The organism is Mycobacterium sp. NGS67, from assembly GCF_059812185.1.
The window spans coordinates 86,120-110,211 of sequence record NZ_JCALCF010000017.1; the positions used below are offsets into that span (position 1 = coordinate 86,120).

Annotated in this window: 24 protein-coding genes; 14 read left to right on the plus strand and 10 right to left on the minus strand. The window is 67.0% G+C overall.

The genetic code is table 11. The features are described 5' to 3' along the window. The first annotated feature begins 2 nt into the window (after positions 1–2). Together AC5Y4D_RS17110 and AC5Y4D_RS17115 are read left to right on the plus strand one after the other, a co-directional pair. Positions 3–722 (plus strand): Rv1363c family protein, encoded by a 720-nt coding sequence (locus AC5Y4D_RS17110; RefSeq protein ID WP_500037697.1) that lies wholly within the window; start codon positions 3–5, stop codon positions 720–722. Next, positions 722–1,213, plus strand: coding sequence for a mammalian cell entry protein (locus tag AC5Y4D_RS17115; protein ID WP_499943652.1), 492 nt, complete (start codon positions 722–724; stop codon positions 1,211–1,213). Before AC5Y4D_RS17110 ends, AC5Y4D_RS17115 begins: the two co-directional genes overlap by 1 nt. Positions 1,214–1,220: 7 nt before the next feature. Here the strand turns inward: AC5Y4D_RS17115 and AC5Y4D_RS17120 are convergent, their stop codons facing one another. The 3 genes from AC5Y4D_RS17120 to AC5Y4D_RS17130 form a co-directional block, all read right to left on the minus strand. After that, positions 1,221–1,799 (minus strand): hypothetical protein, encoded by a 579-nt coding sequence (locus AC5Y4D_RS17120; protein WP_500037698.1) that lies wholly within the window; start codon positions 1,797–1,799, stop codon positions 1,221–1,223. A gap of 68 nt (positions 1,800–1,867) precedes the next feature. Next, positions 1,868–3,358 (minus strand): alpha,alpha-trehalose-phosphate synthase (UDP-forming), encoded by a 1,491-nt coding sequence (locus tag AC5Y4D_RS17125; RefSeq protein WP_499943650.1) that lies wholly within the window; start codon positions 3,356–3,358, stop codon positions 1,868–1,870. Further along, complete coding sequence (locus AC5Y4D_RS17130; RefSeq protein WP_499943649.1) at positions 3,358–3,522, minus strand: hypothetical protein; 165 nt, start codon at positions 3,520–3,522, stop codon at positions 3,358–3,360. The genes AC5Y4D_RS17125 and AC5Y4D_RS17130 overlap by 1 nt, the downstream gene beginning before the upstream one ends. A gap of 212 nt (positions 3,523–3,734) precedes the next feature. Between AC5Y4D_RS17130 and AC5Y4D_RS17135 the strand changes: the two genes are divergently transcribed. From AC5Y4D_RS17135 to AC5Y4D_RS17145, 3 genes are read left to right on the plus strand one after another with little or no spacing between them, the layout of a single operon-like run. Further along, positions 3,735–4,670 carry an enoyl-CoA hydratase gene (locus AC5Y4D_RS17135; RefSeq protein WP_499943647.1) on the plus strand — a complete coding sequence of 312 codons (936 nt, stop codon included), beginning with the start codon at positions 3,735–3,737 and terminating at the stop codon, positions 4,668–4,670. A 19-nt stretch (positions 4,671–4,689) separates the two neighbouring features. After that, positions 4,690–5,523, plus strand: coding sequence for an SDR family oxidoreductase (locus AC5Y4D_RS17140; protein ID WP_499943646.1), 834 nt, complete (start codon positions 4,690–4,692; stop codon positions 5,521–5,523). Then, positions 5,524–6,291 (plus strand): SDR family NAD(P)-dependent oxidoreductase, encoded by a 768-nt coding sequence (locus AC5Y4D_RS17145; protein WP_500037699.1) that lies wholly within the window; start codon positions 5,524–5,526, stop codon positions 6,289–6,291. It begins immediately after the preceding gene. A 190-nt stretch (positions 6,292–6,481) separates the two neighbouring features. On the opposite strand, the gene AC5Y4D_RS17150 is transcribed toward AC5Y4D_RS17145, so the two are convergent. From AC5Y4D_RS17150 to AC5Y4D_RS17165, 4 genes are all read right to left on the minus strand, one after another. After that, positions 6,482–8,035, minus strand: coding sequence for an LCP family protein (locus AC5Y4D_RS17150; RefSeq protein WP_499943643.1), 1,554 nt, complete (start codon positions 8,033–8,035; stop codon positions 6,482–6,484). Positions 8,036–8,285: 250 nt separating this feature from the next. After that, the gene (locus tag AC5Y4D_RS17155; protein WP_500037700.1) at positions 8,286–8,669 is read right to left on the minus strand and encodes an integrase; all 384 of its coding nucleotides are present in this window, start codon (positions 8,667–8,669) and stop codon (positions 8,286–8,288) included. Then, positions 8,666–8,905: a hypothetical protein gene (locus AC5Y4D_RS17160; protein WP_500037701.1), complete on the minus strand. Its 240-nt coding sequence runs from the start codon at positions 8,903–8,905 to the stop codon at positions 8,666–8,668. The genes AC5Y4D_RS17155 and AC5Y4D_RS17160 overlap by 4 nt, the downstream gene beginning before the upstream one ends. 128 nt (positions 8,906–9,033) lie before the next feature. Then, entirely contained in the window at positions 9,034–10,434 is a 1,401-nt protein-coding gene (locus AC5Y4D_RS17165) for an amidohydrolase family protein (RefSeq protein WP_499943640.1), read from the minus strand. 135 nt (positions 10,435–10,569) lie between these two features. On the opposite strand from AC5Y4D_RS17165, the gene AC5Y4D_RS17170 reads away from it, so the two are divergent. From AC5Y4D_RS17170 to AC5Y4D_RS17195, 6 genes are all read left to right on the plus strand, one after another. Next, positions 10,570–11,259 carry a GAP family protein gene (locus tag AC5Y4D_RS17170; protein WP_499943639.1) on the plus strand — a complete coding sequence of 230 codons (690 nt, stop codon included), beginning with the start codon at positions 10,570–10,572 and terminating at the stop codon, positions 11,257–11,259. A gap of 148 nt (positions 11,260–11,407) precedes the next feature. Then, positions 11,408–13,651 (plus strand): serine/threonine-protein kinase, encoded by a 2,244-nt coding sequence (locus tag AC5Y4D_RS17175; protein WP_499943638.1) that lies wholly within the window; start codon positions 11,408–11,410, stop codon positions 13,649–13,651. An 86-nt stretch (positions 13,652–13,737) separates the two neighbouring features. Continuing rightward, a complete protein-coding gene (locus AC5Y4D_RS17180; protein ID WP_500037702.1) occupies positions 13,738–13,890 on the plus strand; it encodes a hypothetical protein in 153 nt (50 codons plus the stop codon). A gap of 32 nt (positions 13,891–13,922) precedes the next feature. Then, entirely contained in the window at positions 13,923–14,081 is a 159-nt protein-coding gene (locus AC5Y4D_RS17185; protein WP_499943637.1) for a hypothetical protein, read from the plus strand. A 99-nt stretch (positions 14,082–14,180) separates the two neighbouring features. Further along, positions 14,181–15,794 (plus strand): MFS transporter, encoded by a 1,614-nt coding sequence (locus tag AC5Y4D_RS17190; RefSeq protein WP_500037703.1) that lies wholly within the window; start codon positions 14,181–14,183, stop codon positions 15,792–15,794. Positions 15,795–15,813: 19 nt separating this feature from the next. Then, positions 15,814–16,683, plus strand: a complete 870-nt coding sequence (locus tag AC5Y4D_RS17195; protein WP_500037704.1) for an alpha/beta fold hydrolase — start codon at positions 15,814–15,816, stop codon at positions 16,681–16,683. Positions 16,684–16,722: 39 nt separating this feature from the next. On the opposite strand, the gene AC5Y4D_RS17200 is transcribed toward AC5Y4D_RS17195, so the two are convergent. Both AC5Y4D_RS17200 and AC5Y4D_RS17205 read right to left on the minus strand, forming a co-directional pair. Further along, on the minus strand, positions 16,723–17,754 hold the full coding sequence (locus tag AC5Y4D_RS17200; RefSeq protein ID WP_500037705.1) for an MAP_0585 family protein: 1,032 nt from the start codon (positions 17,752–17,754) through the stop codon (positions 16,723–16,725). Between the two features lie 43 nt (positions 17,755–17,797). Further along, positions 17,798–18,265, minus strand: a complete 468-nt coding sequence (locus tag AC5Y4D_RS17205) for a lipoprotein LpqH (RefSeq protein WP_499943634.1) — start codon at positions 18,263–18,265, stop codon at positions 17,798–17,800. Positions 18,266–18,929: 664 nt separating this feature from the next. Here AC5Y4D_RS17205 and AC5Y4D_RS17210 point away from each other — a divergent pair. The 3 genes from AC5Y4D_RS17210 (at position 18,930) to AC5Y4D_RS17220 (ending at position 22,917) form a co-directional block, all read left to right on the plus strand. After that, positions 18,930–20,390: a WS/DGAT/MGAT family O-acyltransferase gene (locus AC5Y4D_RS17210; RefSeq protein WP_499943633.1), complete on the plus strand. Its 1,461-nt coding sequence runs from the start codon at positions 18,930–18,932 to the stop codon at positions 20,388–20,390. 2 nt (positions 20,391–20,392) lie between these two features. Continuing rightward, on the plus strand, positions 20,393–21,151 hold the full coding sequence (locus AC5Y4D_RS17215; RefSeq protein ID WP_499990105.1) for an enoyl-CoA hydratase: 759 nt from the start codon (positions 20,393–20,395) through the stop codon (positions 21,149–21,151). Positions 21,152–21,228: 77 nt separating this feature from the next. Further along, complete coding sequence (locus AC5Y4D_RS17220) at positions 21,229–22,917, plus strand: PE domain-containing protein (RefSeq protein ID WP_499990106.1); 1,689 nt, start codon at positions 21,229–21,231, stop codon at positions 22,915–22,917. Positions 22,918–22,948: 31 nt separating this feature from the next. Here the strand turns inward: AC5Y4D_RS17220 and AC5Y4D_RS17225 are convergent, their stop codons facing one another. Beyond that, positions 22,949–23,932 (minus strand): alpha/beta fold hydrolase, encoded by a 984-nt coding sequence (locus AC5Y4D_RS17225; protein WP_499990107.1) that lies wholly within the window; start codon positions 23,930–23,932, stop codon positions 22,949–22,951. Positions 23,933–24,092: the final 160 nt, after the last annotated feature.

Here is a 24,092-nt window from a genome sequence, read left to right on the forward strand (position 1 = left end):
AGTTGGATTTGGTGTTGACAGATGACCAGTTGACGGCGCCGCGGGTGCGCCGCAAGGCCTCGCGCGCCGCGGGGCCCCCGAAAGCCGAATCGAACGGCACGGACCCGACCGAAGCCGCTGCCGAGACGGTCGTCGCCGAGCCCAGGGTCGAACGCTCGGTCAAGCTGAGCAAGCCCGCGGGCAAGCTCGGCCCGCCGCGGCGCCGACCGGCCCATACCCGGCTCGTCGGCTGGATCTCGTTCGCGGCCGCGTTGCTGGCGATCGCCGTCCTGGCTTCGGGCGTCGCGGTCCTGTTTGTGCAGCACGGGCACGCCGAGGCGCGGCAGGCCCGTGAGCAGCGGTTCGTCGACGCCGGCGCGCAGACCGTGGTCAACATGTACAGCTACACGCCGGACACCATCGACGAGTCGGTGAACCGGTTCGTCAACGGCACCAGCGGCCCGCTACGGAGCAAGTTCGGCAGCGAGAACATCGAGTTCCTCAAGAGCCTGTACCGCAAGACCAATGCGACGTCGGAAGCTGTCGTCAACGGCGCCGCGCTCGAAGCCATCGACGAGGTCAGCGGCAACGCGTCGGTGCTGGTGTCGGTGCGGGTGACCGTCGCCGACATCGACGGCGTCAACAAACCGTCCGAGCCCTACCGGTTGCGGGTCGTCGTGCACGAGGACGACGCCGGCCGGATGACCGGCTACGACCTGATGTACCCCAACGGGGGCAACTGATGCGATGGCTGCGGCGGCTGTTCACAGCCGCCGCGATCCTGGCGATCGCAGTGGTGGTGGGGTTGTCGGCGGTCGGCGGCTGGTTCTACTGGGATCGGGTCGAGGCGCGCGGCGCGCAGGCCGCCCGTGAGACCCTGCCGAAGCTGGCCGAGAAGGAGATCCCGCAGGTCTTCGGTTATGACTTCCAGACCGTCGAGCGCACCCTGACCGACGCGTTCCCACTGTTGACTCCCGCCTACCGACAGGAGTTCAAGAAGGGCGTCAACGAGAAGATCATCCCGGAGGCCAAGAAACGCGAAGTCGTGGTGCAGGCCAGCGTTGTGGGCGTGGGAGTCATTGCTGCTCAACGGAATTCGGCTACGGTCATGGTGTACATGAACCGCATCGTGACCGACAAGACGCGCCAGCCCATCTACGACGGCAGCCGGCTACGGGTGGAGTTTCAGCGGATCGACGGCAAGTGGCTGATCGCTCATATCGCACCGATCTGAGTCGATCTCAGAAACAAATTGCAATTTCGTTGCACCGCAAGGGGTAACGCTCGACGGGGCTGGGCGCCGGTCCGGTCAACGCCAGCGAGAACGGTTCCTTGCGCATACCCGGCTGGAGGCCGCACACCGCGTCGTTGAGGATCGTGTGGGTGCCGCTCATGGTCTCGTCGCTGAACGCGTAAGTTTCGTTGGTTGCGGCGAATCCGCCGCCCGGGCACGCAATGCCTTCCGATTTCTTCACATCGAAGCTCCACAGCATGCTGCTCATCCGGGCCCGCCCGCTGAAGTTCTGGATATGCTCGGCGCGGGTGTTGTTCGCCGGAGTCGTGGCGACCACGTTCAGTGCGCAGTTCATCGCTATCACGATCGGGTCCGAATAGTCGTTCATATTGCGGGTTCCCGACGGCTGAGCGCACAACGTCGTGATCGCCCAGACAGCACCGGACACCCCGGCCTCGTTGAGGGCATAGTTACCGTCGGCCGGCGGCCCGAGCGCGTAGGCAGGGCTGTCGGAATCCAACGCCATTCCTACTGCGACAGTCGCGCTGGCGACGGCGCCGACGGCAAGTCCGCGACGGATTCTCACATCAAACTCCTCTACCGTGCTCTTGCTGCATCTGAGTATCACAGCGTTTCGGCGGCAACACCATGGGTTCAGTCAGAGCCGTCGGGACGCGATTCGGTCAGTGCGTCCAGAAACGCCCTGGCCCAGCGGTCCACGTCGTGGGCGAGCACCTGGCGCCGCAGTGCCCGCATCCGGCGCCGACCCTCTTCCTCGGACTGGTTGAGTGCCGCCTCGATCGCATCCTTGACGCGTTCGAGGTCGTGCGGGTTGACCAGATAAGCCTGCCGCAATTCGGCTGCGGCACCGGTGAATTCCGACAGCACCAGGGCGCCGCCCAGGTCGCTGCGGCAGGCGACGTACTCCTTGGCGACCAGGTTCATGCCGTCGCGCAACGGGGTGACCAGCATGACGTCGCTGGCCACGAAGAACGCGACGAGTTCATCACGCGGGACCGGCCGGTGCAGGTAGTGCACCACCGGATGGCCGACTTCGGCGTACTCGCCGTTGATGTGGCCGACCTGACGCTCGATGTCGTTGCGCAGAATCTGGTAGCTCTCCACGCGCTCGCGGCTGGGTGTGGCCAGCTGGATCAGCACGGTGTCGTCGCGTTTTGCGCGCCCTTCGGCGAGCAACTCGTCGAGCGCCTTGAGCCGCACGTCGATGCCCTTGGTGTAGTCCAGCCGGTCCACACCCAGCAAGATCTTGCGGGGGTTGCCCAGCTCGGCCCGGATCTCGCGGGCGCGGCGTTTGATGTTGCGGTCGCGCGCGGCCTGGTCCAGCGCGCCGGAGTCGATGGAGATGGGGAAGGCGCCTACCCGGATGTTGCGGTTCTCGAACTGCACTTCACCGAAACGGGAGCGCACCCCGACAGCGCCGCGTGAGGTCTCGGCCCCCATCAACCGCCGCGACAGGATCAGGAAGTTCTGGGCACCGCCGGCCAGGTGGAAGCCCACCAGGTCGGCCCCCAGCAGCCCTTCGATGATCTCGGTGCGCCAGGGCAACTGCATGAACAATTCCACCGGCGGGAACGGAATGTGGAGGAAGAAACCGATCGTCAGATCCGGGCGCAGTTCGCGCAGCATCTTGGGCACCAGCTGCAGCTGGTAGTCCTGCACCCAGACGGTGCCGCCCTTGGCGGCGGCCCGGGAAGTGGCTTCGGCGAACCGGCGGTTGACGTCGACATAGCGTTCCCACCAGGTGCGGTGGTAGATCGGCTTGACGATGACGTCGTGGTACAGCGGCCACAGGGTGGCGTTGGAAAAGCCTTCGTAGTAGTCCGCGACGTCCTCGGCGCTCAGCCGGACCGGATAGAGCTGAAGGTCGTCCTGGACGATCGGAGCATCCTGGGTATCGATATCGGAATCCACCACGCCGGGCCAGCCGATCCAGGCGCCGCGCCGTTTGCGCAGCAACGGCTCCAAGGCGGTGACCAGGCCGCCCGGGCTGCGTTTCCAGCTGGTGGTGCCGTCGGGGAGCCGTTCCTGATCGACCGGCAGGCGGTTGGCGACGACGACGAAGTCAGAGTCGCCGTAGCCGGCGGAGGGGGGCGCTTTGGAGGTACGGCCGCCTCTGGCAGCCATTAGCCGTCGAGCTTCGCCGGCCCAATACCGAGCATGGACAAGAAGACGCGGCACTCGTCGGCGTCGTTGGCGTAGGCGGCGACAACGCGTCGGGCCTGGCTCGCGGTGCTGTCGGCCAGCGGTTCCACGTCGCCGATTTCGCCATGGTCGGTCTTAGTAGGCATCCCACAACTGTAAGGGACGTCACGTTGCAGCTCGCCATGAGCATCCGTTGTCTGCTTCCGGTGAGGGTGCACAGATGTCCGCGGACAGGCCGGACGGGCCGGCATTCTGCGCACGCTCGGCCGCTCGACGTCACGTTGGCCCCAGCGATGGTCCGCTACAGACTGTCCGTAATGTGTAAACACCTAGCCCGTGACAATGTGAGGTGGGCCCAATGACACTCTCCGATCAGGACAGCGCCGAAGCACAGGCCTACGAGCCCCCCGAGCTGGTGGCCTACGAAACCCTCGACGAGGGACGCATCGCGCGGATCTGGTTGAACCGGCCCGCCGAACACAACGCGCAGAACCGCACCCTGCTGGTCCAGCTGGACGAGGCTTTCCTGCGCGCCGAGGCCGACGACACGGTGCGGGTGATCATCCTGGGTGCGCGCGGGCGCAACTTCTCCGCCGGTCACGATCTGGGTTCTGAGGCGGCGCTGGCCGAGCGCAAACCGGGACCGACGCAGCACCCCACGTTCCGCGCCTACGGCGCCACCCTGGAGCCGATCGTGGAGAAGCTGTATCACCAGGAATGGCACTTCTTCTTCGAGAACACCACCCGCTGGCGCGATCTGCGCAAGATCACCATCGCCCAGGTGCAGGGCAACGCGATCTCGGCGGGGCTGATGCTGATCTGGGCCTGCGATCTGATCGTCGCGGCCGACAACGCGAAGTTCAGCGACGTGGTCGCGGTGCGTCTGGGTATGCCGGGCGTCGAATACTATGCCCACCCTTGGGAATTCGGGGCGCGTAAGGCCAAAGAGCTGCTGCTGACCGGTGATTCGCTGGACGCCGACGAAGCCTACCGACTGGGCATGGTGTCCAAGGTCTTCCCGGTCGACGAACTCGACGAGAAGACACTGGAATTCGCGCGGCGCATCGCCGAGCGGCCGACGATGGCCTCGCTACTGGTGAAGGCGTCGGTCAACGCGGCGTCGGACGCAATGGGATTCACCGAGGCGCTGCGGCACGCGTTCCACATCCATGAGCTCGGTCACGCGCACTGGGCCGCCCACAACGAGAACAGAGCGCCTGTCGGTCTGCCGCCCGACGTCGAGGATTGGCGCACCGCTCGACCGACCCAGGTCGCGCGCCGCGATCAGCCGTAACTCACCGAAAGGGATCTCAGTGCAGCTTTCTTTTCAGGACCGGACGTATCTGGTCACCGGCGGGGGAAGCGGTATCGGCAAGGCGGTAGCGACCGGACTGGTGGACGGTGGGGCGTCCGTGCTGATCGTGGGCCGCAGCGCCGACCGGCTGGCCGAAGCCGTCGAGGAGATCGAGGGGCTGCAACTGCCCGGCTCGATCCGCTACGAACCCGCCGATGTCACCAACGAAGACGAGGTCACCCGGGCGGTCGACGCCGCGACGGCCTGGCACGGCCGGCTGCACGGCGCCGTGCACAGCGCTGGCGGTTCGCTGACCATCGGGCCCCTCACCCACACCGACTCGGAGGCCTGGCGCCGCACGGTCGACCTGAACGTCAACGGCACCATGTACGTGCTCAAGCACGTCGCGCGGGAGTTGGTGCGCGGCGGGGGCGGGTCGTTCGTGGCGATCTCGTCCATCGCCGCCAGCAACACCCACCGCTGGTTCGGGCCGTACGGCGTCACCAAGTCGGCCATCGACCACATGATGCAGCTGGCCGCCGACGAACTCGGGGCGTCGTGGGTGCGCGCGAACAGCATCCGTCCCGGCCTGATCCGTACCGATCTGGTCGACGCCAGCGTCATCCAGTCACCGGAGATCAGCGGCGACTATGCGCTGTGTACACCGCTGCCGCGGGTCGGTGAGGTCGAGGACGTGGCGAACCTGGCCATGTTCCTGCTCAGCGATGCCGCCAGCTTCATCACCGGGCAGTGCATCAACGTCGACGGCGGACACATGGTGCGTCGCGGTCCGGACTACTCGTCGATGATGGAACAGATGTTCGGCGCCGACGCGCTGCGCGGCGTGGTCTGAATGCAGCGCCTGGACGGCCGACGGATCCTGGTGACCGGCGCCGGGTCGGGCATCGGCCGGGCCACGGCGTCCCGGCTTCTCGACGAGGGCGCGCTGGTGGTAGGCGCCGACATCGCCACCGAGGGGCTGGGGGCCCTGTCCAGCGACCGTCTCACCGTGCTCGAGATGAACGTCGCCGACGAGCGCTCGGTGGTCGACGGGGTGCGTTCGGCCGTCGAGACGCTCGGCGGCCTGGACTCCGTGGTCAACGCGGCCGGGATTCTGCGCGCCGCCCACACCCACCAGACCGGCCTCGATCTGTGGCACCAAATCCTCGCCGTCAACCTGACGGGAACGTTCCTGGTGGTCCGCGAAGCGCTGCCGGCGCTGCTGGAGAACGCCCGCAGCTCCGTGGTGAACTTCAGCTCCACCTCGGCGACCTTCGCCCATCCGTACATGGCGGCCTACGCCGCCAGCAAGGGCGGCGTGCAGGCGTTCACCCACTCGCTGGCGCTGGAGTACGCCGCCGCCGGGCTGCGCGCGGTGTGTGTTGCGCCGGGCAGCATCAAAACCGGCATCACCGACGCCACCGGCGGCTACATCCCCAAGGACGCCAACTGGTCGTTGTTCGGCAGGCTGCTGCCGATCCTGCCCACCACGGAAACCTCCAGCGGCACCGGTATGGCCGACCCGGCCGTCGTCGCCGGGGTCATCGCGATGCTGGTCTCCGAGGACGGCGCGTTCATCAGCGGTACCGAGATCCGCATCGACGGCGGCACGCACGCTTAGCTCGCTTCGCCGAGCGTCACGCCAGCGTGGCGTTGAGCGCCGAGCGTCACGCCAGAGTGGCGTTGAGCGTCGAGCGTCGAGCGTCGAGCGTTGAGTGTCGAGCGTCACGCCAGAGTGGCGTTGAGCGTCGAGCGTCACGCCAGAGTGGCGTTGAGCGCCGAGCGTCACGCCAGCGTGACCGGAAACGCGGCTAGTTGACGCAGGGCACGCCGCCGCCGTCGATCGGCTTGCCGCGATCCGGCGTGGGGTAAGGAGTGAAAGCGCCGTTGTAGTAATAGCCGCTGGACGTGGTCGTCGTGGTGGACGTGGTCGACGCAGAGGCGGTGGTCTCTTCGGCGGCCGGCAGCGAGAAGTTGGTGTCCACGGTCACCCGGACGTGACCCGGTGCGACGCTGGTGTCCGGCTGTTTGGCGGCGTCGACGCCCAGCAGCGTGGCCAGACTCTGCGCCTCGGCTTCCGCACCGCTGCCGTACTGGATTGTGGTGGTCGTCGGGTCCCCCGCCTGGCGGTCGCGGACCTGCCCCGCGGTGAAGCCGCGCTTCTTCAACGCGCTGGACAGCTGAGTGGCCATGCCGCTGATGGCGCCGGCGTTGACCACGTCGACGACGGTCGACGGATTGGGTTTGGCGCTGGTGGTGACCGGAGCGGCGGACGGGGCCGGCGCGGTCCCGATCGCCGCGGCGATCTCCGCTTTGATCGCGGCCGGGTCGATGATGTTGACGTCGGCACCGTCGATGTTGTCGTAGCGCACCACCGGCAGCGTCCGGAACTCGACGTTGCCGCCGGCAAGTTCGCCCATGCGGCGGAACAGGCTCTCGTCCCAGCCGGCGGACAGCACCACGTCCTTGCGGGCCACCGCCATCAGGCTGTTCAGCCGATCGAGGTCGGTGAATGTGCCCGAACTCTGCAGATCGTGCATGACCGAGGACAAAAACGCCTGCTGACGGTGCGTGCGGTCCAGGTCCCCGTTTTCCAGGCCGTGCCGTTGCCGGACGAACGACAACGCCTGGGAAGCGTCGAGACGCTGCCGCCCGGCCGGGAAGTCGGCCCCGGAGTACGAGTCGTAGACGGGATGGTTCAGGCATACGTCGACGCCGCCCAGCGTCTGGGCCAGGTCGTAGAAGCCGGCCAGGTTGATCTCGGCGAAATAATCGATCGGGACGCCGGTCAGGCTGCGCACCGCGCGCAGGGTTGCCGCACGGCCCGCTTCTCGGCCACGGGCCTCGAGTTCGCGCTGCGAGATCGAGCCCTGGTTGGCGAGCTGGTTGGCGACGTACTGCTTGGTCAGCCCGTACGCCTCCTTGATCTTGATGTGGTTGTATCCCGGAACGCCGTTGAAGGCCACCCAGTCGTCCCGGGGGATCGAGAAGGCGACGACTTTTCCGTCCGCGCTGACGTGCACCAGGATCAGCGTGTTGGTGTTGTAGCCGCCCTGGTCGGAGTCGCCGGCATGCAGATGTTTGAGGATCGACCAGGGCAGGTCGTTGCCTTCCTGGTCTTTGCGGGAGTCCAGCCCGATCAACAGGATGTTCATGTTGTTGCCGGTGGACCGCGGGTCCTCGGCGGTCAGCGCCCGCGAAATCGTGATGCCGCCCAGCGCGCCGTGGGCCACCCAGTAGCCCGCCCCGGTCATCCCCACGGCTATCGCCGAGGCGAGGGTCATCAAGGTCCGCGACAGCCGTCTGCGGATTTTCGACGGCTGCTTGACGGCACGGTGCCGGTGCGCACCGCCGGAACGCGCCACTACCGCCCTCGACCAACCACCAGCCAACCGGCTGGCCCCCGGCCAGCGGTTTGCGGTGCAGTCGTCAAAGGCATGACGTCCAGTATGCGGCAGATTGCTGCGGAGCTCCCACTCCAGTTGTAACGATGTGGGCAGACTCACCCGCTTACCAGGTCAGAAGCGTCTCGGCGGCAATTTTCGGCCAGCCGTACGTTCTGGCTGCAATTCGCCAAACCCGGCTCGGCCGGATGCAGTTCGCCGCGCAGGTGAGTCAGCAGTACTGATAGTCGATGTGCCAGCGGCCGTTGACGTAGTCGGCCACGAAATGGCCGCCCAGGCCCGGATTGCTGTCGTTGATGTTTCCGGCACCCCCGGTGTTGGGTGTGAAGCCGGGCGGATCCCAGGTGACCGACCGCGGATCTGCCGGTGAGTCCGGGGTGCAACCGGCCTGCTTGGCGACATAGCCGTCGATGATCCGGCGCTCCGCGGTGGCCTGGTCGCCGCCGTCGGCTGGGGGATCGGCCGGGCACAGGTAGCTTGCTCCGCAGAAGTTCTCGCTGGTGGTCACCAGGGCCACGTCGGGTACCGGTACTGCCGCCAGGGAGCCACCGAGCATCATCGCCACCGCGACCAGCCCCGCGATACGTGCGTTCATCGGGCCCTCTCGATCTCCTCGCCGGAGGTGTAATACACCGGGATATCGACTCCGGTCATGACCTCGATCATGAATACCCCGAACGGTTCGACTTCGTAGTAGTAATGCACGCCGCCCTCAGCGTCCACCGCGGTGGCGCAGATGCGCCCCGGCGCACCGCAGCGCTGCTTGATCGGCATGGCCAGCGCCGCGATCACCACCACCGCGACGATCCCGATCACCAGCGACGCTCTCATCCGAACGCGGACCTCGCTTCGCCCAGGGTGTGCACTTCACGCAGTCTAGTGATTCCGGCGCGGCCTTGACGGGTGTCTGTCACCAGCTCCCGCGAGGTCTACGAGCGTCAGGCAGCCGACAGGTCCCGTCACTCCAGCCGTCGTCCCTGCACATACGTCCCCGCGATCGACGTCTCGCGAATCCCCATCAGCAACCCGAACAGCGTCTGGTCCCGCGCCATGACCGGATCGTCGGCCCGCACCCCATGACTCAGCGAGGCTTCCAGCGCCGGCGTACGGCGCGGGTCGACCACCACGAAGTCGGCTTCTTTGCCGACGTCGAAGTTGCCGAAGCGGTCCTCCATGTCCAGTGCCCGCGCACCGCCGAAGGTTCCCAGGAACAGCATTTGCGCCGGATGCATCGACACACCCGCGTCGCCCGGCTCGGAGATGTGCACCTTGAACGCCGCCCCGACCACCTGGGGAATGAGCCACTCGTCGCCGCCGCCGAAGTCCGTCCCGGCGGAGATGTTCACGCCCGACGCAACCGTCCGCAGCCACGGCATCGTGCCCGATCCCAGGAACTGCTGGGAGATCGGGCAGTGCGCGATCGAGGTGCCGGTCTCGGCCATCCGCGCCAGTTCGACGTCCTGACAGTGCACCGCGTGCGCCATGATGCTGCGTCGCCCGAGCATGCTCGACCCGCCGACGGCCGACCCCGGCAGGAACCTGCCGTCGTAGGTGTCCAGGTAGGAGTGGACCTGATAGGCGTCCTTGGTCTCGTCGACCTCGCCGGTGCCGGGACGGTTGTTCTCGTTGAGGTGGCTGTGGAAGTACACACCGTCGTCGCGCACCGAGTCATACAGTTCGCCGAGGCTTTTCAACGTTCGTGTGCTGACCGCCAGGGAGAACCTCGGAACGATGGCGACGTGCAGGCGCGCGGTGCGCACGTCCCCGGTGTCGGCCGCGTGCCACTTGTCGATCTCGGCTCTGGTCAGCCGGATGGCGTCGTCTTCCGACGTGATCAGCGCAGCGGCCGCCGCGGGACCGCCGGTCTGGATGCCGCGTCCGCTGACGATCCGCAGACCGCGGCGCGCGGTCTCCTCGAACAGCGCGTCCTGGGCGTGCGGGAACGCGGATCCGAACACCATCGCCGCCGTCGTGCCCACCGCGATGCGGCGGTCGCAGAACTCGGCCGCCGCCCGTCGCGCGAAAGCCGGATCGGCGTAACGGGATTCGGACGGGTACATGCACAGCGTCAGCCACTCCAACAGCTGACCGCCGCCGTAGGAGGCGCCGGCGTAGGTCTGCGGGAAGTGCACATGGGTGTCCACGAAACCCGGCAGCAGGAACCCGGGCCGATGATCGGACACCGGCCCGGTCCGATACCGATCCGGGATGTCCTCTCGTTCTCCGCAGAACGCAACACGGCCGTCGTCGCCAATCACCAACGCGCCGTCGGGAATCGACACCAGAGCGGCGGCCGCATCGGTCACCAGCGGCGCACCGGAGAGATGGAAAATGTGCCCGAGATGCACCTGACTTGCCACGTGAATCCTCCTCCGCCGGAGCTTTGCCGGAGCAGAAAGCCCACCGTGCCGGATCATCGCACGCGGCGCTCCCGGATCGGACGTTTGCGGCGGCGACACTCATCCGCGCCCGTTCGGTGCCGGTCCGGAGGTTCAATGCGAAGATTGCTGCCCGTGACAGGAATCTGGACGTCATTGCTTGCCAAGCTCGTCCCGCTGGCCCTGGTCATCGCGGTCTCGCCGTTGACGATCATCCCCGCGGTGCTGGTTTTGCACGCCCCGCGGCCGCGACCGACGGCTCTGGCGTTCCTCGGCGGCTGGGTGTTGGGCCTGGCGGCGCTGACCGGGATTTTCGTCACCGGCTCCGGTCTTTTCGCCGGCCTGCACAAAGCGCCGCCGACCTGGGCTTCCTGGTTGCGGGTGGTGCTGGGCTCGGTGCTGATCCTGTTCGGCGTCTACCGCTGGCTGACCCGAAACCGGGAATCCGCGACGCCGCGGTGGATGCGGGCGTTCGACACCATCAGCCCCAGGCGTGCCGGCATCGTCGCCCTGGTGCTGACCGTGGTGCGGCTCGAGGTGTCGCTGCTGTGCCTGGCGGGCGGGCTGGCCATCGGAACCAGCCCGCTGGATGTCGGCGGAAAGTGGTTCTTCGCCGCGGTCTTCGTCGTTCTCTCGGCCTCGACGGTCGCCATCCCCATCGTGGGCTACCTCAGCGCCGGCGACCGTCTGGACGACAAGCTCACCCGGCTCAAGGACTGGATGGAGACCAACCACGCCGCAATGCTGGCCGTCGTCCTGGTGTTGATCGGTGCCATGGTGCTGCACAACGGAATCAGCGCGCTGTAATCGCGGCGCGAGGTCCCGCCGCCGCGGGTTTCAGCAGGCGGACGAGCTATCCCGCGTTCCCCATTTCGTGCTTAGCTAAGTAACCAGTGGGCGCGCCGGCCCGCGCGGCTCTACTGTTGACCTACCAAAGTTCGCTTGAGGGGGCGGAGTGCAGGGCACGACCTTCGGCCGCTACCGGTTCATCGAGCTGCTGGGCCGCGGCGGCATGGGCGAGGTCTGGCGCGCCTACGACACTGAGACCCAGCGCGTCGTTGCCGTGAAAGTGCTGCCCGCCAATCTGGCCAACGACCCCACCTTCGAACAGCGTTTCCGCCGGGAAGCGCTGGCGGCGGCAGGCCTCAACGACCCGCACGTGGTGCCGATCCACCATTTCGGCGAGATCGAGGGTCGTCTCTATGTCGACATGCGCCTCGTCGTCGGCCGAGATCTGCAGGCGATCATCGCCGAAGGGGCGCTCGAACCAGAACGTGCGGTCAACATCATCGAGCAGATCGCCTCCGCGCTGCGTTCCGCGCACCGGATCGGGTTGGTGCACCGCGACGTCAAGCCGTCCAACATCCTGGTCACCGAAGACGACTTCGCCTATCTGATCGATTTCGGCATCGCCCGCTCGGCGGGGGATTCGCACATGACCGGCACCGGCAACGTGATCGGTACCTGGGCCTATATGGCACCGGAGCGGGTGACCAGCGGCCAGACCGATCCACGTGGCGACACCTACGCACTCGGATGCGTACTGCACGAGTGCCTGACGGGCGAGCAGCCGTTCCCCGGGAACAGCCTGGAACAACAGATCGGCGGCCATCTGAGTCTGCCGCCGCCGAGGCCGTCGACCATGCGTCGCGGTATCCCCGAAGAGCTGGACAACGTGGTGGCCACCGCGATGGCCAAAAGCCCTGATCAGCGCTACCCGACGGTGACCGAGATGGCGGCGGCGGCGCGGGAGGCGGTCACCGGGACCCGGCCCATTCCGCTGCGCCGGCCCGAACCGGTGCAGCAACGGACCCAGCTGGCCCCACCGCCGCCCGGTCCGCCGCGGCAGCCGCCACCGGGCCGTGGACCCGGACGCGTCGACCAGGGGCAGCGACGTCCCCCGCCGGACCAGCGCCGCCCGCCTGGTGGGCCTGCCCCGTACCGGCCGCCGAGTGACCCGAACCAGTACCGCCCGGCCGGCCCCGGCCCCGACCCCGGCCACCAGCGGCCGGCCCCCGCGCAGCGGCCGGGCCCGGATCCGAGTCTGCGCCGGCCCCCCACCGATCCGACCCAGCGCCGCCCGGCCGCCGATCCGGTCCCGTATGTCCCGAGCAGCGACGACGCCACTCAGTACCGTGCGACAAGTGAGCCGGCCACGCCGGTCCCGTTTCAGGCGGTGCCCGAGGAGAAGGCCGGCCCCGACAAGCCGCCCCCGAAACGGCGCCGTACGCCGCTGATCCTGGCCGGTGCGGGGGTGCTGCTGACCGTCATCGTTGTCGTCGCCGCGGTCGTGTTGACCGGCGGTGGCGGCAGCACCGGCAGCTCCGGGCACACCACCGAGCATTCCGGCGCCGCCCAACCGACCCAGCTCACCGACAGCGGCCCGTTCACCGGCACCTACACCGCGGACTTCGGTCCCAAGGTCTCGTTGGCCGGCAAGGAGGTGCCCAACTCCGAGCCGCCGGGCCAGGAGACCTGGCTGCTGCGTTCGGCGTGCAACGCCAACGGGACCGAGTGCGTCGCCACCGCGCAACGAACCGACGGACTCTACAACCACACGCCGAAACTGATCTTCGACGACGTTCGGGGCCGCTGGATCGCTGTCGCCCTGGAAGGTGGCAAATGCAACGACAAGAGCATCGAGAAGTGGAACTACGTCTGGCTGCAGCCACATGCCGACGGGACGATGGTCGGTGAATGGATCACCGACTCGCTGGATTGCTACAGCAAACGAACGGTGACGTTCACCCGCAGCGGCGACGCGGATCTGTCCAGCCTGGCCAACCCCGCTGAGCTGCCGGCCAGGGTGGTGTCCCCAGGTCAGGCACTGCACGGCTTCTACCACCTGCTGACCACCTACACCGGCCCGAACGCCCCGAAACCGCAGGAAGCCGACTACAACGTGGACACCTTCTGTCTGCGCACCGGCGACCGGTGTAACAGCCGATTCGTCCGGAACGGGTCCAGCGGGACCCAGCTGCTGCTGTTCGCCGATAACGCCTGGATCCGGGACGACGAATACGATGCCGCCTGTCCGGCCGGCGGCACCTCGCACGTGCGGATCAAGGGCGACTTCCCGCTCCCGGAGCCGGCTCAGGATCCGATCACGCTGCTTACCGGTAGCGGTACCAAAGATGAATCCGGCAGCTCCTGTAAGGGCGGCCCGTACGACATGAAGTTCACCCGCACCGGCGGATGAGATGACGGCGGATGAGACGCCGGTTACCTCTGTTTTGAAACGCACCTGACGCGGGTAGGCAAACCTGGCGAAGGGAGGTGTGGTCAGTGACCGACGAACCCCAGACACCCGAGCGGGGCACGCCGCAAGAGACACCCGAACGGATCACGCCCGCGGAAACGCCGGAGAGGTTGAGGCCGGCCGAGTCCCCGGAGCGACTGACGCCACAAGATCCGCCCGAGCGTTTGACGCCGGGCTAGGTCGATACGAACGAGAACGGAGGCATTGGTAGATGCGCGCTGAAGAAGGCGACGAAACGGTCAAGGATTACGCCGCGGAGGGCGAGCAGACCCTGAACAGGATCAAGGATTCCCAGCGCTCGTCGGGTAATCCGGTGAGCAGGATCGTTCGGTGGCTGAGGGATCGAGTGCCCGGCGGTTCACGAACCTGATCTGTTTCCGCGAGTAGTCGGGCGGGTACTGAGACTACTAGTCTCGTTCAGAGACTGACAGTCTTGTTTAGCTCCTGTCCAACAAGAGGAAGCGGGCCGATGACTGATTTCGCGGTCAGAACCCTGAACCGGTCCGAACAATCACCCCCCGACGCGTTCACGCAAGGTTCCCGCGGGCGCCGAAGCTGGACATTGTTCATCGCGTGCACGGGCGTCGCGCTCGTCATCGCGTCGATGGTTTCGCTGAACACCGCGCTCAGCGACATCGCGTTGGCGACCGCGGCCACCCAGACGCAGCTGACCTGGATAGTGGACAGTTACACGCTGTTGCTGGCGTGCCTGCTGCTGCCTGCCGGGGCCATCGGCGACAGGTACGGCCGGCGCAGCGCCCTACTGGTCGGCGTGGCGATCTTCGCGATCGCATCGGCCGCGCCGCTGGTCTTCGACAGTCCGGTGCAGATCATCGCCGCGCGCGGGCTGGCCGGAGCGGGAGCGGCGTTCGTCATGCCGGCGACGTTGTCGTTGTTGACCGTCGCCTACCCGCCGGAAGCGCGCACCAAGGCGGTGGGAATCTGGGCCGGGGTCGCCGGGACGGCGGGTCTGTTCGGTTTGATCGGTACCGGGTTGCTGATCGAGTTCTTCGACTGGCGGTCGATCTTCTGGACGCTGGCCATCGGCGGACTGGTGGTTTTCGCGGCGACCCTGACGATCGCCGAGTCCCGCGATGCCCACGCCCCGCGCTTGGACGTGCCAGGTGCGCTGACCATCGGGGCGGCGGTGGCGGTATTCGTGTTCGGCATCCTGCAGGCACCCGCACACGGTTGGAGCGATCCGCGGGTCTTCGGTTGTCTGATCGCCGGATCGGTGCTTGCGGTCGTGTTCGGCTGGATCGAGCTCCGGCGGCCCCAGCCGCTGCTCGACATCCGGTTGTTCGGCAACCCGAACTTCGGCACCGGCGCGGCCGCCATCACGGTCGTGTTCATGGCCACCTTCGCGCTCTTCTTCCTGGTGGTGCAGTACCTGCAGCAGGTCAAGGGTTACTCCGCGCTGGTGGCCGCGATTGCCTTGAGCCCCATGGGTTTACCGTTGCTGACGCTCTCGGCGCTGTCGTCGTGGTACGTCCCCAAGCTGGGACTACGGGTGGTGGTGTTCGCCAGCATGGTGCTGGTCTCGGTCGGCTTCCTGTGTATGTGCATGCTGGACGCCGACTCGTCGTATCTGCAGGTGTGCTGGCCGCTCATGGTGATTGCGACCGGGTTCGGATTGGCAACGGCGCCAACGACTTCGGCGATAATGTCGGCCGCGCCGGACCAGAAACAGGGCGTGGCGTCCGCGGTCAACGACGCGACCCGCGAGGTGGGCGGTGCGCTGGGTATCGCGCTGGCCGGTTCCATCCTCGCGGGGAGCTACAGCCACCACATCGCGACCGCCCTCGGCGACTATCCCGACCAACTGCGCGGGCCGGCATCGGATTCGCTGTCCAAGGCGCTGGCCGTCGCCCAGCAACTGGGACCGCACGGGCTTCAGCTCGCCGAGCGCAGCAGGGAGGCGTTCGTGTCGGCGAGCAGTTCGTCCTACGCCGTCCTGGCCCTCATCGTCGCCGTCGCGGCGGTCGTCATCCCGCTGTTCGCACCGGGACGCGACGGGGAACGGCTGGGTATCGTGCGCCGACTGCAGGATCGGCGGGCACGTACTGTAACGCGTTCCAGTTAGGGCGTCTTACCATTCGTTGATGGCGACGGCAGCGCAACCGTTTGTTACCCACGGACCGGGTGGTGTTCGCATCGTCTCCGACCGCCAAGGCGACCCGCGGGCGCGTGCCGTGGTGTTCTTGCACGGCGGCGGGCAGACCCGACGTTCGTGGGGCCGGGCGGCGGCAGCCGTGGCACAGCGCGGATTTCAGGCCGTCACGGTCGACCTGCGGGGCCACGGTGAGTCGGACTGGTCCGAGGAAGGCGACTACCGCGTGGTCACCTTCGCCGCCGACGTCGTCGAGGTGCTGCGCGATCTGCCGCCGGATCCGGTGTTGGTCGGCGCTTCGCTGGGCGGGTTCACCTCGATGCTGCTGGCCGGCGAGATCGCCCCGGGTATCGCCAGTGCCGTGGTGCTCGTCGACATCGTGCCGAACATGGAGCAATCGGGGGCGGACCGCATACACGCCTTCATGTCCGACCGGGTGGAATCGGGATTCGCCTCACTCGAGGAGGTCGCCGACGCCATCGCCGAGTACAACCCGCACCGCCCTCGACCTACCGACCTGGACGGGCTGACCACCAATCTGCGCCGCCGCGGCGACCGCTGGTACTGGCACTGGGATCCCCAGTTCATCAGCGGCACAGCGGCTTTCCCGCCCTTCGAGGTCACCGACGCCGACCGCATGCATGCCGCTGTGGAAGCGATCTTGCGCACCGGTCTGCCAATGCTGCTGGTGCGCGGGCAGGTGAGCGATTTGGTCAGCCAAGAGCGCGCCGACGAGTTCCTCGCACGTTTCCCGCAGGTCGAATTCACCGACGTGCGGGGTGCGGGACACATGGTCGCCGGCGACCGCAATGACGTGTTCGCGGGGGCTGTTCTGGACTTCCTCGCCCGGCACGTCCGATGACCGGACACCCCGCCAGCGGCGTCCCGTCACCCCGTTCAATCAGTACAGCGGCACCCACAAGCCCATGAACCAGTAACCCCAACCACCGTATTGCCAGTTGAAGACCGGAACGACGCTATACGAGTTGTAGTTGAACGGCGCGAAATACTGCTGGCCATAGCCGACGTCACGCGTCGGCCCCTCCCACGGGCGATTCCAACCGCCGGGAGGCGGCGCGCCGTCCCAGCCATTCGAGGGCGCCGGTCCTTCCCAATTGGGCGGCGGGTGGCCGGGCGCCGGACCGTTGTTCCATCCGTAGCCGCTCTGTCGCGGCGGTGGTGGTGCTCCGCGGCCTGGGACGTAGAACCCGACCGGCAGGTCGATAGGGCCGCCAATCTGCACCGTGCCACGTGGGATTTCGCCGCGCGGCGGAATATACGGCGGGTGCGCCGGCTGAGTGGTCGGTGCGTCGAGCACCGGGCGAGTGGTGGACGGATAGGAGGACCGATCACCGCCCTGAGTCGTCGAGCCCCACGGACCAGACGTGGTGGGCGCCGGCGATCCACTCCACGGGCTCCCCGTGGTCGTCGGAGCCGGTGTCCCGTTCCACGGGCTCCCCGTGGTGGTAGGAGCCGGTGTCCCGTTCCACGGACTCGTGGTGGTAGGAGCCGGTGTCCCGTTCCACGGACTGGTGGTGGTCGTGGGTGCCGGTGTCCCGTTCCACGGGCTCGTGGTGGTCGTGGGCGGCGGCGAACTCCAAGGCGTGGTGCTGGGTTGGTTCGTCGTGCTCGCCGGCGGCGCCGTGGTGCGGGGTGTGGTGCCCGGCGGCTTGGTGGTCGTCGGCCGAGGAGTGCCGGCACCCGGCACGGACGATCCCGGCGGCGGCACGGATCCGCCGCCCCCGTAACCCGGTCCCGGGTTGGGGCTGGGGGCGGGGGTCGAGTTGCGGCTCTGACAGGCTCTGTCCCAATTAGGGCACGGGTCTTGCGGAGCCGAGCTGGCGAAACCCGCATTGAATGCCGTCGCGGTCATACCGAGACCCGCCGCGACTGCCGCAGCTGCGGCCACTCGTTTGATGGACATTAGCTGCATCCCCTCTCGGGCTTCGGCCCGCACGATGTCTGGTAGGTCCGCGCTACGGGCAGGTCACGTCCAACTCGAATGACTTCGTGAGCGTCTTCGGCTGCGCTGGGTTGCTGACGTCCGCGCCGGTCGCAGTGCCCTTGATCTGGTAATACTTGCCGCTCACCGCGGCCCCTGCGGAGCCGCCCTGGCCTGGGGCTGCATCGGAATAACCGAGCACCACGCCGTTGACGGCGCCCAGCCCCACCGCGTGGACGATGGGCGGATTGTCTTTGCTGACCACCGCACCGATCCCATTGGCCGCGTCGCCGATGCCGATGTTGATGTTGTTCCCGGCCGGCGTGCAGGTGATCGCGCCACTGACATTCTGGCTCTGACCGTCGACGATTACCTGAGGGCCGGCCGGGGCCGCTGGTGCGGTGTTGGGCGCACCCTTATCGGATTTGTTGCTGGAACATCCTGCGCAACTCACAGCAACTATGGCAACACCGGCTACTCCGACGAGGACTCCACGCTTCACCGCTGTTCTCCTTCGTGCCCCGGGAGCCCGCTCGTACTGGAGGGCCCCCCGCTGGCAAATTTACCGCTATTTGCCATCAACTCATAGAGTTTTCACAAATAAGACAGGCATCCACCCCGTTCAGCGATTTCGTAAACCCGGAAGTTTCGGGTCGTCTCAATGCGGGCTGCCTGCGCATCGGCAGAGAAACCTGTCCGGGCCGGACCGCTATCCCGGTCTGCTCGTTCAGCAGCCGATGCCGGGTAAATCGGTGGCGAAGATTTTGCGGGGCAGTCACTTTGGCAATCGACCTGGCCTGACGGTCCAAGCAGGGGTATCGCACACCCTTTGCCCGCAGCGGTGGATTCATCCCCACCATGGCCACCCGGATCCACCAGACCTGCTGGCACAACGAATCCAGCTGCGCCGCAACGTCTTCTGTCAGTGGCCGAGGGTGTCCCGGACACCCATGCCGCACGGGAAGTTGCGACAGCTCAGCCATCGAGGCGCGCGGCGAACAGCGTCCCGCTGGGCTCGGGATAGACACATGCCCCGGGGGTCTCCTGCTGACCCCGAAGCCTGCTGCCCTGCCTTCGGTTTGTAGCCGTGAATAAGAGCTAGGGTCAACCGAACTCATTTGGACTACGGTCACAAGCGGGAGCCTGTTCATCCAAAGGAGTGGTGCGTGAGCAAGACGGCCAGGCGGCTAGGGCCGCAAGACATGTTGTTCCTCTACGGCGAAACCGCGAGCACGATGATGCACGTCGGTGGACTGATGCCGTTCACCCCGCCCCCGGATGCGCCGAACGACTTCTTGCGTCAGTTGGTCGACGAGAGCAAGGCCAACGAGGTGGTCGAGCCGTGGAATCTGAAACTGAGCCATCCTGACCTGCTGCGCAGCCCGATTCAATCCTGGGTCCACGACGACAAGTTCGACCTCGACTACCACGTGCGACGTTCGGCGTTGGCCAGCCCCGGTGATGAACGCGAACTCGGAATCCTGGTGTCGCGGTTGCACAGTAACGCCCTCGACATGCGCCGGCCTCCTTGGGAGATGCATTTCATCGAGGGACTCGAAGACGGACGGTTCGCCATCTACGTCAAGATGCACCACGCGTTGGTCGACGGCTACACCGGCCAGAAGATGTTGGCGCGCAGCCTGTCTACCGACCCCCACGACACCACGCATCCCCTCTTCTTCAACATCCCCACGCCCGGACGGGTGCCCGCGGCGAAGGACGAATCCGGCAACGGCCTGACCAGCAGCGTGCTGGGCACCCTGGGCGGTCTGGTCACCAATTTGGGTGGCGTGGTGAGCGGGGTGGGTGGTGTGCTCGGGTCCGTCGCAGGTGCGGGACGCTCCACGCTGGATCTGACCAAGGCCATCGTGAACACCCAACTGCGCAACGACAACGAGTACCGCAACCTGATCGGTTCGGCGCAGGCACCGCGGTCCATCCTGAACACGCGGATCAGCCGCAACCGCCGTTTCGCCACCCAGCATTACCAGCTGGATCGGCTGAAAAGCATTGGGAAGCAGAATGACTCGACGGTCAACGACGTCGCGTTGACGATCGTCGGGGGCAGCCTGCGCAGGTTTCTCGACGAGTTGGGCGAGCTCCCGGACAAACCGTTGATCGCGATGTTGCCGGTCAACGTGCGACCCAAGGACGACGAGGGGGGCGGCAACGCCGTCGCGGCAATCCTGGGCACGCTGGGCACCGACATCGCAGACCCGATCGAGCGTCTGCACACCATCACCGCCACCACCCGGGTAGCCAAGGCCGAATTGTCGAAGATGAACAAGGACGCGATCCTGGCGTACACCACTGCCCTGTTGGCCCCGTTCGTGCTGCAGGTGGCCGGTTCGCTCACCAAGGTCAAGACGCCTTGGCCCGACACGTTCAACCTCTGTGTCAGCAACGTGCCGGGACCTCAGGATCCGCTCTACCTCCGGGGCTGTCGGATGGAGGCGTCGTTCCCGGTTTCGTTGGTGGGGCACAGCCAGGCGCTCAACATCACCCTGCAGAGCTATGCCAGCACGATGAACTTCGGGTTCATCGGGTGTCGCGACACCCTGCCCCATCTGCAGCGACTGGCCGTCTACACCGGCGAGGCACTCGACGAGTTGGAGAGCGCCTCCTGAGCATGGGCGACACCCTCGTCGAATACGGCACTGACGGCGGTGTGGCCACCATCGGGCTGATCAACTCCAAGCCGCTGAATATCATTGGCAGTCAAGCGATCTCGGAACTCACCGATGCATTCCGTGCGGTCGGTGACGACGTGCGGGTGGTCGTGCTGCGCGGCTCGGGGGACAAGGCGTTCATCGGCGGCGCCGACATCAACGAGATGGTCACCCTCGAACCGTCCAGCGCCGAGGTGTTCATCCGCCGACTCGCGGGTCTGTGCGAGGCGATCCGGGAATGTCCCGTCCCGGTCATCGCCCGGCTGGCGGGCTGGTGCCTCGGCGGAGGGTTGGAAGTCGCGGCGTCGTGCGACCTGCGCGTCGCCGAATCCGGCGCCGGATTCGGGATGCCGGAGGTGGCCGTCGGAATACCGTCGGTGATCCACGCGGCGCTGCTGCCGGCATTGATCGGGGCGTCGCATTCGTCGTGGCTGTTGCTGACGGGCGAGACGATCGACGCCGACACGGCCGCCACCTGGGGTCTGGTGCACGAAGTCGTCGCACCGTCGGCACTGGACACCCGCATCGGCGAACTCGCTTCGAGACTGGCCGGTTTCGGTCCGCACGCCGTCCGCCAGCAGAAGCGCTTGCTCAACAAGTGGTTCGACATGTCGGTGCACGCGGCGATCGAGGACAGCGTCGAACAGTTCGGTCAGGCGTTCCTGACGGGGGAGCCGCAACACCATATGCGGGCCTTCCTATCCCGTAAGAGCAAATAGCGAATTCTTCGATATCCCCGTCTTTTCCCGGCCTGCGCGCGATCATGTCTAATACGCGATACCAACGGGGGTAGGCGATGTCATTTGTGCTTGTCGCGCCGGACATGCTGGCCGCAGCCGCGGCCGACGCCGCTCATCTCTCGGCCGCAGCGGCTCTCCCGACCACCGAGGTAGTGGCCGCGGCCGCCGACGAAGTTTCGACCGCCGTCGCATCGTTGTTCGGCACGCACGCCCAGTCGTATCAGGCGGCCGCGGCGCAGGCCGCCACGTATTACGAGCAGTTCACCGGTGCGCTCAATACGGCGGCGGCGGCCTACGCCGGCGCGGAGGCGCAGATCGTCACGTCGTTGCGCGTCGCCGCGGCCGACGCGTTCCAGACGGCGGTCTACGGCCCGGTCCGCGCGGCCGGACAGGCGTGGATCGGCAGCCCGTTCGGCCAGGCGCTGGATCCAATTGTGAACGCGCCCACCAACATGCTGCTCGGGCGCCCGCTGATCGGCAACGGCGCTGCGGGGACGGCGACCGCACCCACCGGCGGCGCCGGGGGACTGCTGTTCGGCGACGGCGGGGCCGGTTATTCACCCACCGCAGGTGTCGCGGTCGGCGGCAACGGCGGGCACGCCGGGCTGGTCGGCAACGGCGGTGCCGGCGGTGCCGGCTTCGGCGGCGCAACCGGCGGTGCGGGCGGCTTCGGCGGCTGGCTGATGGGTAACGGCGGTGCGGGCGGTGCCGGTGGCACCGGCGGCGCGGGCGGGCAGGCCTTCTTCTTCGGCAACGGCGGCCCCGGCGCAGCTGGCGCCCCCGTCGGCCGCGCGGGGTTGTTCATCGGCACCGGGTCTTTCGGCGATCCCGCCGGCGGCCAGTCGATCGTCATCGATCTGGTGCGGCACGGACAGACCTCGGCCAACCTGGAAGGCTGGATCGACACGGCCATCCCGGGGGTATCCCTCACCGCCCTCGGTCAACAGCAGGCCACGGCCGTCGCAAACATCCTGGCACCGAACGCCCCCTACGCCGGCATCTTCGCGTCGCAGCTGACCAGGACTCAGGAAACCGCGGCGGCGCTGGCCGGCATGCTCCCGGGGTCGAACGTGCAAGTGCTGCCCGGACTCAACGAGATCAGCGCCGGAGTGTTCGACGGCTTACCGCAGATCAGTCCCGCCGGCCTGCTCTATCTGGCCAGCCCGATCGCCTGGATGTTCGGATTCCCGTTGATGCCGATGCTCGCGCCGGGTTCCTCCGACTTCAACGGGATCGTCTTCAACCAGCACTTCACCGGCGCGCTGGAAACGATCTACAACCATGCCCTGACGCCCCCGATTCAGGTGGCCGCGGACGGCAACATCACGTCGGCGGCCTACACCAGCGCGTTCACCATGGCCGTCGGGACGATGATGAACGTGAACAATCCCGATTTCCTGCTCATGCTCACCCACTTCCCCGAGAACACCGGCACCGTGGTGGTGCAGGGTGATCCGCGAGGCGGCTGGACGCTGGTGAGTTGGGAAGGCATCCCGGTCGGGCCCGCGAACCTGCCGACCGCACTCTTCGTCGACTGGCGCAACCTGATCACCGCGCCGCAGTACGCGGCCTGGGACATCGGGATGTCGCTGCTCTCCGGCGATCCCACGGCGATCGTCACGGCGGTTCGCGACGGTATCGACGAAGTCGCCACGGCCACCATCGGTTTCCCGTTCGCGGTGGTCGAGGATGTGGTCGACGCGTTGCAGGGCGACATCCCCCTGCTGCCCGTCCTGGTCCCCTGACCGCGGCGAAATCCGTTCCACCGCAGCGGGTTCAGCTGGCTGCTGGCACCGCCTGCAGGTGTCGGCGCGAGCGACGACGGCCGATGCGTTGCATCACCGCGCGGGAGCGCAGGCCGCCGCGTCGCGAGTCGGCCGCCGCCGACCAGTCGGCCAGGGACACGGCCGCGCTGGTGTAGTCGCCGTTCGCGTCGATGAAGTCGTCGATGAGACCCGCCACGGTGTCGGTCTGCTCGGTCTGCGGGTGGTGGAAGACACCCGGGATGATGTGCAGCCGGCTGTGCGGCATTGCTTCGTGGGCCGCGTAGGCGTGCGAGACGGGGATCACGCGATCCTGGTCGCCGCTGATGATCAGCACCGGCACGTTGGCGTTGAAGTGCAGCTTGCTCAGCGCGCAGACGAACTGGCCGCGACGGTCGACGACGGCGCGCAACGTGCGCAGCAGCGCCAGCCGGTTCTCCCGGTTCGACAACGCGGCGTGCGCTTCCCAGTGCTCGCCCAGCCGGGACTTGTGCTCGTCGCTGGACCGCAGCGCCGAAAACGCTTTGCGCGCAGCGATCATCGGCCGCGACGAGGCCAGCTGCAACACGATCTCGGATCCGGGCAGCGAGATCAGCCGCAGGGTTCGGTTCACTTCGGCGCCCAGACCGCCGCTGCTGATCAGGATCAGCCGCTCGCAGTAGTCGCGGTGCTGGTGGGTGAATTGCATTGCGATGCCGCCGCCGAGCGAGTGACCGATGACCGTGACGCGGGGGATCCCCAACGCGTCGAGGAAGTCACGCAACCACACCGCGAACGCGCCCAGTGAGTAGTCGCCGCGCGGCTTGTCGGTCTGACCGTGCCCCAGCAGATCCGGTGCGATGACGCGAAACTTCTTGGACAGCGTCGGGATGATCGCGTTCCAGTTCTTCGAGCTGCCGCCGATACCGTGGATCAGCAGCAGCACTTCGCCCGCGCCTTCGTCGCGGTAGGCGACGCGGTCGCCGTGAAGGAACATCGTCTGGATGTCGTTGCTCATGTTGGCCTGCTTGGTCACTTCGGTGTGAACGGATAGGGGTGTAACTGTTGAAGTGAAGTCTGCGGACCGCGCCTTGTGAGTTTCTTGGGACTTTCTAAAGGGGTTTGCGGTGTCGGCGCGCGACGAGTTCTGTCGTCGTTCGTGTCGACTGGTGGCGGGG